This is a genomic window from Phyllobacterium bourgognense (assembly GCF_003337575.1).
Taxonomy (GTDB): domain Bacteria; phylum Pseudomonadota; class Alphaproteobacteria; order Rhizobiales; family Rhizobiaceae; genus Phyllobacterium; species Phyllobacterium bourgognense.
In genome coordinates, this window is record NZ_QPJM01000017.1 from 1 (window position 1) to 12,016 (window position 12,016).

The window sequence follows — 12,016 nt, forward strand, 5'->3', positions numbered from 1 at the left end:
TCAGGGCGCGAGGGTGGTTGCAACCAACCATGCTTGAAACCGCGCTCCTCCCAGGGCGGTTTAAGCCGATTAAATAAGAGTCTGTGATTAATTCGGTCCAGCGGACAGGAGTCAATTCGCCTTAAGTCTAAGAGAGTTACCCAATCGAAAGCTCATAAAAACATGAAACCCGCCATGAAGCGATTTTCCTGAAATTGCTCTAGTTCGAGCCTGGAAAAGACTTCATGGCAATGTCGATCAGCCGGTAAAGCTCGTCCCGGCCAGCGCCGCTCGATGCCTGGACGGCAGTGCCTTGGGCGATGGTCAAGAGATAGCGGGCAAGATCGTCAGGATTGCTATCAGGGGGAAGATCGTTTTCACGTTTGGCGCGTTCGAAACGCCGCGTAAGCGCCTTCTGCCCTATCTGGCGACGCTCAATAATGGTTTTCTGGATCGCTTCCGCGGCTTCGCTGCAGCCCATGGCCGCATTGATACCAAGGCATCCACCGGGATTGCATTCTTCAGTCTGGGCATTGGCAAAGCCATGCAATATATCCAGCGCAACAATCCGCGCGGTCGGCTGCTCCAGTGCCTTCCAGAAGAAGGCCATGTAGTTCTGCTCGTAGCGCTGCAGCGCCATGCGGAAGAGCTCTTCCTTGTTGCCGAAAGTTCCGTAAAGACTGGGCTTGGTGATACCCATGCCGTCGGTCAGGTCAGTGATCGACGTGCCCTCATAGCCTTTTCGCCAGAATAGCTCCAAAGCCGTCTGCAAGGCGTCATCCGCATCAAATTCCCTGGGCCGTCCCATGGACAACACTCCCTAAAAGAATTATACCGCTCGGTATAAAATTCCATTGACAGCTGTTACATCGCCGCCTTATATCAGCCGTTCTATACCGCTCGGTATAGAACGTCAATGCTCAATTCGATGATCGAATTCAGATTCGCCACCCTCCCAATGGCGGAAACTTTCAAAGCAGGATGACCACGATGTCAATCAGCACTTTAAGAAAAAGCCTCTATGCCAGCGCTCTGGTTCTGACACTTGCCACTGTCGGCGGCTCGCACTTCCTGGACATGCAGCAGAGCCACGCGGAAGGCGAAAAGAGTCAGGCCGCGCCTGCGCCAGCGACGCCTGTTTCGGTTGCGGTCGTACAGCCAAAGCTCGTTACGCAGTGGAGCGAATTCTCTGGTCGGCTCGAGGCGGTCGATGCCGTTGAAGTACGCTCACGCGTCGCCGGCGCCATTCAGTCCGTTGCCTTCAAGGAAGGTGCAATCGTCAAGCAGGGCGACCTTCTGGTCAAGATCGACCCGGCGCCATATGAGGCTGAAGTTGCGCGCGCAAAGGCGCAGGTGGCCTCTGCCGAATCGAAGCTCGCCTATGCCAAGAGCGAACTTCAACGCGGCAAGCAGCTCGTGACATCGCGCTTTGCATCCCAGAGCGATTACGATCAACGTCTGAATGTTCAGACCAGCGCCGAGGCGGACCTCGAAGCGGCCAAGGCCGTATTGCAGACCGCCATGCTCAACCTCGACTGGACCGATATTCGCGCACCGATCAGCGGCCGGGTCGGACGTATCGAGATCACCCCCGGCAATCTCATCGCCGAGGGACCAAGCGCGCCGTTACTGACGTCGCTGGTTTCGATCAGCCCGATTTATGCAAGTTTCGAGGCCGATGAGAACGTCGTCGCCAATGCGCTCGCCGATCTTCCCGAGGGCTTGAACAGCCGCGACTTCGTCAACCGCATCCCGGTTCAGATGGATGTGCACGGCCAGGACGGGATCACCGGCAAGCTGCAGCTGATCAACAATAGCGTGGATGCGACGAGCGGTACCGTCAAGGTTCGCGCGGTGTTTGATAACGCCAATGGCAAGCTGATGCCCGGTCAGTTCGCCAAAGTCCGCATGGGTCAGGCCAACGAGCGTAACGAATTGCTGGTCGACGAAAAGGCTGTTGGAACCGACCAGAACAAGAAGTTCGTCATGGTCGTCAATTCGAAAAACGTCGTCGAGTATCGCGAAATCTCGCTTGGCGCCAAGGCCGATGGCCTACGGATCGTCACGGCTGGATTGCGGGCGGATGACAAGGTCGTCGTCAATGGCTTGCAGCGTATTCGCCCTGGCTCGCTCGTTGCACCGGAGATGGTCGCGATGGGCAACAAAGCCCCAGACCAGCAGGCGCTGGCGGACCAGGCCAAGGTGAAACAATAACTATCAAGAGCCCCGCATCGGGCAGGTGGAATTGATATGAATATCTCCAATTTCTTTATCGACCGCCCGATCTTTGCGGGCGTTCTTTCTTTCATCATCTTCCTTGGCGGTTTGATTGCGCTGACGACGATGCCCGTCTCGGAATATCCGGATGTCGTGCCCCCATCGATCGTGGTGCGGGCGCAATATCCGGGGGCAAATCCGAAGGTCATTGCCGAAACAGTGGCAACGCCGATGGAAGAGCAGATCAACGGCGTTGAAGGCATGCTCTACATGGGCAGCCAGGCGACGGCAGACGGCCAGATGACGCTGACTGTGACCTTTGCGCTTGGTACAGATCCGGACAAGGCGCAGCAGCTGGTGCAGAACCGCGTTTCGCAGGCGGAACCGCGCTTGCCGGAAGAAGTGCGCAGCCTCGGGATCACCACGGTCAAGAGTTCGCCTGACCTGATGCTGGTGGTCAACCTCATCTCGCCCAATGATCGCTACGACATCACGTACTTGCGCAACTACGCCCTGATCAACATCAAGGATCGCCTCGCCCGCATCAACGGCGTCGGCGATGTGCAATTGTTCGGATCCGGCGACTATTCGATGCGTATCTGGCTCGATCCGCAGAAGACCGCGGAACTCGGCCTCTCGGCAACCGATGTTCTTAACGAGATCCGTGCCCAGAACGTGCAGGCTGCTGCCGGTACCATCGGTGCGTCGCCCAACTCGAACAGTGTCGATCTGCAGTTGACGGTGAACGCGCAAGGTCGGTTGCAATCCGAAGAAGAATTCGGCCAGATCATCGTCAAGACTGCCGCCAATGGCGCCATCACACATTTGAGCGACATTGCCCGCATCGAACTTGGCGCAGCGGACTATTCGCTACGGTCGCTGCTCGACAACAAGAGCGCCGTCGCTATCCCGATCTTTCAGGCACCGGGCTCCAATGCGATCCAGATCGCCGACGAAGTTCGTGCAGCGATGAACGAGATGAAGCTGACCATGCCGGAAGGCGTGGATTACGAGATCGTCTACGATACGACCCAGTTCGTTCGCGCTTCGATCGAGGCCGTCATCCATACGCTGCTTGAAGCGGTATTGCTGGTCGTTCTGGTTGTTATCCTGTTCCTGCAAACGTGGCGCGCATCGATCATCCCGCTGATTGCGGTGCCGATATCGATCGTCGGTACATTTGCGGTGATGCATCTGTTCGGTTTCTCGATTAATGCGCTCAGCCTGTTCGGTCTTGTTCTCGCGATCGGTATCGTCGTCGATGACGCCATCGTGGTGGTTGAAAACGTCGAGCGAAATATCGAGAACGGTCTGGCCCCTCGGCAAGCGACAGTACAGGCGATGCGCGAAGTTTCGGGACCGATCATCGCGATTGCGCTGGTTCTGGTCGCGGTTTTCGTGCCCCTCGCCTTCATCACCGGACTGACCGGGCAGTTCTATCGGCAGTTCGCCCTGACGATCGCCATCTCGACAGTTATCTCGGCATTCAACTCCCTCACGCTGTCGCCTGCCCTCGCGGCATTGTTGCTCAAGGGACATGACCAGCCGAAGGACCGTTTGACGCGCTTCATGGATCTGACGCTCGGCTGGCTTTTCCGTGGATTCAATGCCGTGTTCACACGGGGAGCCAACGGTTACAGCAAAGGCGTGCGCGGCGTTATCTCGCGCAAAACGATCATGATGGGGATTTATCTCGTCTTGATCGGCGCGACCGCGTTCATGTTCAAGAGCGTGCCGGGCGGTTTCGTTCCGCCGCAGGACAAGCAGTACCTGGTCGGCTTCACCCAACTGCCGGATGGTGCGACGCTAGACCGGACGGAAGCGGTCGTGCGCCGCATCGGCGATATGGCGTTGAAGATACCCGGCGTGCAAAGCACGATTGCCTTCCCCGGCCTGTCCATCGCCGGTTTCACCAATAGTTCGAATGCCGGCGTTGTCTTCGTTTCGTTGAAACCTTTCGAGGAGCGCAAGACACCAGACTTGAGTGCCGGTGCTATCGCCATGGCACTCAATCAGCAGATTGCCGGCATCCAGGAATCGTTCAGCGCCGTCTTCCCGCCGCCTCCCGTACAGGGTCTCGGCTCGATCGGCGGGTTCAAGCTCCAGATCGAGGATCGCAACGGTCTTGGTTATCAGGCTCTCGACGACGCAACCAAGGCGTTCCTCGCCAAGGCGGCGACTGCGCCGGAGCTGACAGGCCTGTTCACCAGCTATCAGATCAATGTTCCACAGCTCTACGCCGATGTTGATCGCGCCAAGGCACGCCAACTCAACGTATCACTGCCGGAAATCTTCAACACGCTGCAGATCTATCTAGGCTCGGTCTATGTCAACGACTTCAACAAATTCGGCCGTACGTATTCCGTCCGCATGCAGGCGGAGTCGGATTTCCGGGCCAAGTCTGAAGATATTGGCGACCTCAAGGTACGATCCGGTTCGGGCGAGATGATCCCGTTGTCGGCCCTCGTCAACGTCTCATCGAGTGCGGGACCGGATCGCGCCATGCGCTATAACGGCTTCCTTGCTGCCGACGTGAACGGCAATGCAGCGCCCGGCTATTCATCGGGCCAGGCGCGAGCCGCGGTGGAAAAGATCGCCGCCGACACCTTGCCGCCCGGGATCGGCTTCGAATGGACGGAACTGACCTATCAGGAGATCATTGCGGGCAACTCGGCCTACCTTATCTTCCCGTTGTCGATCCTCCTGGTGTTCCTCGTTCTCTCGGCACAATATGAAAGCCTGTCACTGCCGCTGTCGATCATCATGATCGTGCCGCTCGGGCTGCTCGCCGCCCTCACCGGCGTCTGGCTGACGGCGGGAGACAACAATGTCTTCACGCAGATCGGGCTGATCGTGCTTGTCGGGCTATCCGCCAAGAACGCCATCCTGATCGTCGAGTTTGCGCGGGAACTGGAGTTTGCCGGGGCGACGCCATTCAAGGCCGTGATCGAGGCCAGCCGCCTGCGGCTCAGACCGATCCTGATGACGTCGCTGGCCTTCATCATGGGCGTGGTACCTCTCGTCACATCGACGGGAGCCGGTGCGGAAATGCGTAGTGCCATGGGTGTCGCGGTGTTTGCAGGGATGATCGGCGTGACATTGTTCGGCCTGTTCATGACGCCGGTGTTCTACGTGCTCATACGTGCGATGACGGGCAATCGACAGCTGAAGAGCCATCATGCCAGCACCTTCGAAGGTGATTCCGGCCACAATCCGGGCACGATTGCTCCTTTGGCAACGCCAGCCGAGTAACAAAAATCTCCGGCGGTGCAGAGCTTTCATAGGCTCTGCACCGCCTGGGCTAAACCACTGAAACTAAATATCTTCTTCGACATTGTAGCAGCAATATTTCATCGCCGGAAAAGGCTATCACGGCACAGTTGAACGAGGATGAGAACTTTTTGGGTGACAAAAGGTTTCAAACTGTTACAGTTGCGTGACCAAGCCGAAATTCGGCACTATCGATCATGATCCTCTGGTGTTTTCTAAGGATCGTCCAATCGGGAGCAGTCCTTATGAGCTTTGCCGCAGCAAATGATAACCGGAAGATCAGCGACGGGTTTATACCCTTCGTCACTTTTGTAATATGCACCCAGGTAGCAGCCACTATTCTGCTCGCTTTGCCAAATTGGTATTGAGGCCCCAACCCGCCCCTACAGGTTTTTCAATCCTGCCCATCCTGGCAGGAGCAATAATTATTCTCATGATTGCCGGTGTTTTTTTCGCAACTTGAGGCTGGCTGGTAGTCCTCCCTCCCAATCCCTTTCATCCAACCAAAGTCTGGCTATTAAAGCTGCCAAGCAATTGGGATAGTGCGGTCCTGTGTGCAGGGAAGTGCCGGGATGAACGAAGACATCAACACTCAAGCGCGTGACAATGAAATAGTAAAGTATTTTTCAGCATCGCTTGATCGTCTATCAACTGCTGCAGTTGTCGTGGGCTTTATAGGACCTGCGACGGTTTTGACGAGCAATCCGGAGGTAACTCTATCCTACGATTCTCGTCGCTGGGTTTTTGTCATCGTATCGAGTGTCTATTGGCTCGTCACATCGTATGGGCTACATATAACCGGCAAAGCCACTCTGGCTCGAGGATTCCGATGACAAACGAATTGGCATATCTGATTACATCTGTAGTCTTGGGTACGCTCGTTGTCGGCTATGCTTATTTTGCTTCCCAAAAGCTTATCGCTACAGTGGAACGCCACGAACGTGAGCGGGAAGAACGCAAGCGCCAATATTTGAAACCTGTTCAGTAATATTTCCGGTGTTGATCGGGAATTAGCGGTCTGGCAGAGGAATCCATGAGACCATTGGCAGGATTAACTGTTTTGCTCACGCTCTTCATCACCGGCTGCGTCTCCATGACGCCGGAAGAGCGTCGCGCGCTCGATAGCCAGACCTGTTCATCCTATGGTTTCCGGCGCGGAACCGATGCGTTCGCAAATTGCCTGCTCAATCTCGACCTTGACCGGCGCGCCGCGAGCCGGGCGCAATTCGAACAGATGCAATTCAACACGCCGCTGATCCTATATGACAATCGCTATCGATATTATCGGCACCGGCGATGGTAGGAGCCCGCCCGCAAAGACTGCGGGCGAGTTTCATTCGAACAATGTATTTACCGAACCCAGACGACCCGCCGTGTCTCACGTTCTACGAGTGCGGGACGATCCTGCACGTAGACGTATGAGTAGCGCGGCTGATCAGGCACAGCGACCAGCGGCACGTCGTCAGGAATGACAGTGCCCATGGTTATATCTCCGTCGATGACCACCGGATCTGTCGGGTTAGTTTCTATGTACGTGACAACCTCATCCGGAACAGGCCCGTCATCAAGTGCAACTCCAGACTTATCCGATAGATAGACGACCTCGCGATTGTCCATGGAGACGATCACCGGACGGCCATCGACATAGATATAGCCGTAGCCAGGGCTTTCCGGAATTGGCCGCACCACAATTGTTTCGGGTACGACGTAACCCTGGGATAGGTCACCCTCTATAACAACTGGATCGGCCGGATGCGCGATGACATAATCCCGGGCAGACTGCGGCACTTCAACGACAACGCTATCCTGAGCGATCGCCAGACCGGAGGTGGCGAAAAACGCCGCTGCAGCCACTATAAAAACCTTTTTCATTATCCTGCCTCTCAATTGAACCTGTTTTGTCCCAGTGGGAGGGAAACCCCGCGACAATCGTTTGGTTCCGCTGAAAGACGATATGTGATCGCGACTTCGAACTGTGAGTTCGACGCAAAAGAGCGAAATTTTGCTTTTCGCCGGCATAAAAACTGATATCGCTGTGGACATGGAACCGCAGCTGATCCCCCTGATCGACTCCCTGCCCTCGACAGTGCCGTTCGTCGGACCGGAAGCGCTGGAGCGCAAGCGCAACCGGGCTTTCAAAGCGCGGCTTGGCGCCAATGAAAGCGGCTTCGGCCCAGCGCCTTCAGTCATTGCCGCCATACAAAGCCATGCCGGGGAGGCGTGGAAATACGCCGATCCCGAGAATTTCGACTTGAAGCATGCGCTTGCAGCGCATCTCGGCGTTGCACCGACCAATATCGTCGTTGGCGAAGGCGTCGATACGTTGCTCGGACTCGCCGTGCGCCAGTACGTGCGCGAGAGCACGCCGGTCGTCACTTCGCTCGGTGCCTATCCGACATTCAATTTTCATGTGGCCGGCTTTGGCGGACGGCTGGTGACAGTGCCTTACGGGGATGATCGCGAGGACCTCGAGGCATTGCTTGCCGCGGTAAAGCGCGAACAGGCACCGCTCGTCTATCTCTCCAACCCTGACAATCCAATGGGGACGTGGTGGGCAGCGGCGGAGATCGAACGCTTTATCGATGTGCTGCCGAAAGACACGATGCTGATCCTGGACGAAGCTTACGGCGAAACGGCACCGGCGGACGCTCTGCCGCGGATCGATGTTTCGCGGCCGAATGTCTTGCGCATGCGCACCTTTTCCAAGGCATATGGGCTCGCCGGAATGCGCTGCGGCTATGCTGTCGGCGCAGAAAAACAGATCCTGGCCTTCGACAAAATCCGCAACCATTTCGGCATGAACAAACTGACACAGATAGCCGCCCTCGCAGCGCTAAAGGATCAAGATTATCTCAAGGCGGTGATTGCACGGATTATCGCTGGACGTGAGCGGATGGTGCAGATTGCTGCGAAGAACGACCTTGCGGCGATTCCCTCTGCTACCAATTTCGTCACTATCGATTGCGGGCGCGATGGGTCATATGCCCTCGCGGTTCTCAACGCCCTGATCGACCGCGACGTCTTCGTACGCAAACCAATGGCGCCGGGTCTGGACCGTTGCATCCGTGTCAGCGTCGGCCTTGACGAAGAACTCGATTATTTCGAACAGCAGCTTCCGCAGGCATTGGCCGCTGTTAAGTAGCCGCTGAGCGCGGACAAATCTGAAAACGGAGAACAACTTGGAGATTAATCGGGTTTTTGCCGGTTTCGGCGGTCTGTTCGGGGCTGCAGGTATTGCGGCCTATGCAGCGGCTGCCCACAGCGCGGAAGGTCATATGGCCACGATTGCGCCGATCCTGTTCATCCACGCTCCCGCATTTTTAGCGCTGTCGCTATTAGCAAAGGTCAGTGGGCCAGCCTATTTCGGCGCGTGGGTGCTGGTGTTGGGGTTGCTATTCTTCATTGGCGATCTGGTGTCGCGCGATGTTACCGGCGACCGGTTATTTGCCTTTGCGGCACCGCTCGGCGGTTCGCTACTCATCCTTGGCTGGATTGTAGTTGCAGCGACGGCATTCCCGACGCTGGATTTCAAGCGCTTGGAATGACTAGCGCTACCAACCGAAAATAGCGTCGATGACCCCGGGCCATTTGTTGATGATAGCAATGACACCGACGGCGATAGCGAGAAGACTGGCAAGCTTCGCAGTTGTCGGCAGGCCATCTACCCGCCCCCTGAGTTCTCCAAAAGCTGCGGCGGATGGGAGAGTATGTACATGACCGGTAAGCTGTCCTAGCGACTGAGTTAGCGCGGCGAATGATTCAACCGTCGGAAGCGTTTCAACCTTGCCTTTCAGATAGGCGACACCCTCTTTCAAGCCTGTAACATCCACCCTCAGACTTGAAACATCAACCTTCAGGCCCGAAACGTCTCCCTTCAAGCCCGAAACGTCTCCCTTCAGACCCGATATGTCACCCTTCAGGATTGAAACATCCTCCTTCAAGCCTGCAATGCCGTTGAGGATGACATCCAGCTTGCCGTCCATCTTCCCAAAAGATTTTTCCAGAAATGCGACGCGATGTTCCATATCTTCAAATGTGCCACCGCCGTCGGCGGATTTCAAGCTCTCCAACCTTGTAGGTTTATGAGCCACGGCCGCCGCTCCTTTAACCTTCCCCCTTCAGCTTGGCATTGCATAACTTGTAGTAGCCGCCGCCTTTTTCGATCCAGCGTGTGCCGCCAAGCGTACCGCCTTTCTTGTTCGCGCGGTATTGCTCAAGGCATGTGTGCATGCGGGCCTTGGCAGGTTTCTCTGCAGCAAATTTTGCGTCTATCGACGACGGAAACGTCGTCTTTCCGGACGGGGATCTGGCTACGACTTCCGTATTCTTCGCCGCTTGTTTGGGCTTATCTTCAGTCCTTTTTGTCTTGGCCTCCGCCGGATCAGCGATAGAATTTTCAACCGCCACCTCAGCGGGCGCGGTGCATTGTGCTTTACGGAATTCGCTCCACGAAACACCCTCTGCCAAACCGGCACTTTGCGCCGCCTTGTACTTGACACTGCACTCTTTCATGCTCAAGGCGTTTGCGGAAGGGATCAGCGCCAGCGGCAAGAGACTTGCTGTAACCAGGGTAGCGAATAGATGGGAAATGCGTCGTTCAAACATGAAATCACTCTGAAAATTGATTGATGAAATCGACTCCAATTGGTTGACCGTACATGCATTGCTTCTGCTCCTCCATCCATACCTTCGTCTAGCAAGATGCCTCTTGAATTAATTGAACGTTCGTTTTATTAATTTCACATGGCACGCACAACCGGATCAGATGGTGGAAAGACCCGCATCGCAATTGATGTCGCGGCAAAACATTTGATCGCCCGCGTCGGCTATGAAGCGATGTCGATGCGCCAGCTCGCGGACGAAGTGGGCGTGCAGCCCGCGGCCTTCTATCGCTATTACCCCAACAAGCAGGAGTTGCTGTTTTCGGTTATGCGGGGACACATGGATCGTGTGCTTGCAGCCTGGGAAGCCGAGAGCCGCAGCGCTCATACGGCGCTTGAAAAATTTTGCGCCTTCATTCGTTTCCATATCCGCTACCATGTGGAGCGGCGTGAGGACGTGCACATCGGGAATATGGAGCTACGCAGCCTCAACCCGGAAAACCGGGCCATTATTGTTGAATTGCGCGCGCGGTACGAGAACAGCCTTCGAGATATACTCGACGACGGTATGGATACACGCGAATTTTCCATCGATGATATTGCGCTGACAACCCGCGCAATCATCGCGATGATTACCGGAATCATGGTCTGGTTCCGGCCGGACGACAGGCTTAGTGTCGACGAGATTGCAGAAAAGTATGTCGACATGGGACTGCGCCTTGTTGGCGCCAAGAAGATTACGACAACTAAAACGGGAGGACGAAATGTACCAGTCGGGCCTAAGATTCGGCGTCTCTGAGGAAATCGAAGCACTGCGGGAAACGGTGCACCGGTTTGCGCAGGCGGAGATAGCACCGCTGGCGGCCGAGACCGATAGATCCAATCAATTCCCCATGCACCTCTGGCAAAAAATGGGCGAGCTCGGCCTGCTCGGAATGACTGCCGACCCCGAGTTTGGTGGATCGGGTCTCGGATACCTTGCACATACGATCGCGTTGGAAGAAATCTCCCGCGCCTCGGCATCGGTCGGTCTCTCTTATGGTGCGCATTCCAATCTTTGCGTCAACCAGATCAACCGCTGGGGCACCCCGGAGCAGAAGGCAAAGTATCTGCCGAAACTCTGCTCGGGTGAACATGTCGGCGCACTTGCCATGTCAGAACCGGGCGCAGGCTCCGACGTCGTTTCGATGAAACTGCGCGCCGACAAGAAGAATGACCGTTATGTTCTGAACGGTAACAAGATGTGGATCACCAATGGTCCGGACGCGAGCACGTTAGTAGTCTACGCGAAGTCGGATCCCGCCGCGGGCTCGCGTGGAATCACAGCCTTTCTGATCGAAAAGGAATTCAAGGGTTTTACCACCGCGCAAAAGCTCGACAAGCTTGGCATGCGCGGTTCCAATACGTGCGAGCTCGTATTCGAGGACTGCGAAGTGCCATTTGAAAATGTACTTGGCGAAGAGGGCCAGGGTGCCAAAATTCTGATGTCGGGGTTGGACTATGAGCGCGTCGTGCTTGCCGGTGGACCATTGGGAGTGATGGACGCCTGTCTGGATGTGGTTGTCCCCTACGTGCATGAACGCAAGCAATTTGGCCAACCGATCGGAGAATTCCAGCTGATGCAGGGCAAACTGGCAGACATGTACACGACGACGAATGCTTGCCGGGCCTATGTTTACGCCGTGGCAGCCGCCTGTGATCGGGGCGAAACCACACGCAAGGATGCAGCAGGGTGCGTTCTGTACGCTGCAGAGAAAGCAACATGGTGCGCGCTTGGGGCCATCCAGGCGCTCGGTGGCAATGGCTATATCAACGACTATCCGACCGGACGGCTGTTGCGCGATGCCAAGCTTTACGAAATCGGCGCTGGCACCAGCGAGATACGGCGCATGCTTATCGGCAGGGAAATGTTTGCAGAGAGCGCTTGAGCCACCACAACTGCTACGATC

11 protein-coding genes are annotated in these 12,016 nt (G+C 56.0%); 7 read left to right on the plus strand and 4 right to left on the minus strand.

All coding sequences use genetic code 11. The features are described 5' to 3' along the window. Positions 1 to 199: 199 nt before the first annotated feature. Positions 200 to 787 (minus strand): TetR/AcrR family transcriptional regulator, encoded by a 588-nt coding sequence (locus C7476_RS22135; protein WP_114432028.1) that lies wholly within the window; start codon positions 785 to 787, stop codon positions 200 to 202. A 182-nt stretch (positions 788 to 969) separates the two neighbouring features. Between C7476_RS22135 and C7476_RS22140 the strand changes: the two genes are divergently transcribed. The 3 genes from C7476_RS22140 (at position 970) to C7476_RS22150 (ending at position 6,769) form a co-directional block, all read left to right on the plus strand. Continuing rightward, complete coding sequence (locus C7476_RS22140) at positions 970 to 2,193, plus strand: efflux RND transporter periplasmic adaptor subunit (protein ID WP_114432113.1); 1,224 nt, start codon at positions 970 to 972, stop codon at positions 2,191 to 2,193. A 36-nt stretch (positions 2,194 to 2,229) separates the two neighbouring features. Then, complete coding sequence (locus C7476_RS22145; protein WP_114432029.1) at positions 2,230 to 5,448, plus strand: efflux RND transporter permease subunit; 3,219 nt, start codon at positions 2,230 to 2,232, stop codon at positions 5,446 to 5,448. Positions 5,449 to 6,499: 1,051 nt separating this feature from the next. Further along, positions 6,500 to 6,769 (plus strand): hypothetical protein, encoded by a 270-nt coding sequence (locus C7476_RS22150; protein WP_114432030.1) that lies wholly within the window; start codon positions 6,500 to 6,502, stop codon positions 6,767 to 6,769. Between the two features lie 47 nt (positions 6,770 to 6,816). On the opposite strand, the gene C7476_RS22155 is transcribed toward C7476_RS22150, so the two are convergent. Continuing rightward, the gene (locus C7476_RS22155) at positions 6,817 to 7,338 is read right to left on the minus strand and encodes a DUF1236 domain-containing protein (protein WP_114432031.1); all 522 of its coding nucleotides are present in this window, start codon (positions 7,336 to 7,338) and stop codon (positions 6,817 to 6,819) included. Positions 7,339 to 7,501: 163 nt separating this feature from the next. On the opposite strand from C7476_RS22155, the gene C7476_RS22160 reads away from it, so the two are divergent. Further along, positions 7,502 to 8,608: a pyridoxal phosphate-dependent aminotransferase gene (locus tag C7476_RS22160; RefSeq protein WP_181872558.1), complete on the plus strand. Its 1,107-nt coding sequence runs from the start codon at positions 7,502 to 7,504 to the stop codon at positions 8,606 to 8,608. A 37-nt stretch (positions 8,609 to 8,645) separates the two neighbouring features. After that, positions 8,646 to 9,011 carry a DUF423 domain-containing protein gene (locus C7476_RS22165; protein ID WP_114432032.1) on the plus strand — a complete coding sequence of 122 codons (366 nt, stop codon included), beginning with the start codon at positions 8,646 to 8,648 and terminating at the stop codon, positions 9,009 to 9,011. Between the two features lie 6 nt (positions 9,012 to 9,017). On the opposite strand, the gene C7476_RS22170 is transcribed toward C7476_RS22165, so the two are convergent. Both C7476_RS22170 and C7476_RS22175 read right to left on the minus strand, forming a co-directional pair. After that, the gene (locus C7476_RS22170; RefSeq protein ID WP_147274708.1) at positions 9,018 to 9,557 is read right to left on the minus strand and encodes a hypothetical protein; all 540 of its coding nucleotides are present in this window, start codon (positions 9,555 to 9,557) and stop codon (positions 9,018 to 9,020) included. Positions 9,558 to 9,570: 13 nt separating this feature from the next. Next, the gene (locus C7476_RS22175) at positions 9,571 to 10,071 is read right to left on the minus strand and encodes a hypothetical protein (RefSeq protein ID WP_114432115.1); all 501 of its coding nucleotides are present in this window, start codon (positions 10,069 to 10,071) and stop codon (positions 9,571 to 9,573) included. 138 nt (positions 10,072 to 10,209) lie between these two features. Between C7476_RS22175 and C7476_RS22180 the strand changes: the two genes are divergently transcribed. Next, on the plus strand, positions 10,210 to 10,866 hold the full coding sequence (locus tag C7476_RS22180; protein ID WP_114432034.1) for a TetR/AcrR family transcriptional regulator: 657 nt from the start codon (positions 10,210 to 10,212) through the stop codon (positions 10,864 to 10,866). Further along, a complete protein-coding gene (locus tag C7476_RS22185; protein WP_114432035.1) occupies positions 10,832 to 11,995 on the plus strand; it encodes an isovaleryl-CoA dehydrogenase in 1,164 nt (387 codons plus the stop codon). Before C7476_RS22180 ends, C7476_RS22185 begins: the two co-directional genes overlap by 35 nt. The last annotated feature ends 21 nt before the right edge of the window (positions 11,996 to 12,016 follow it).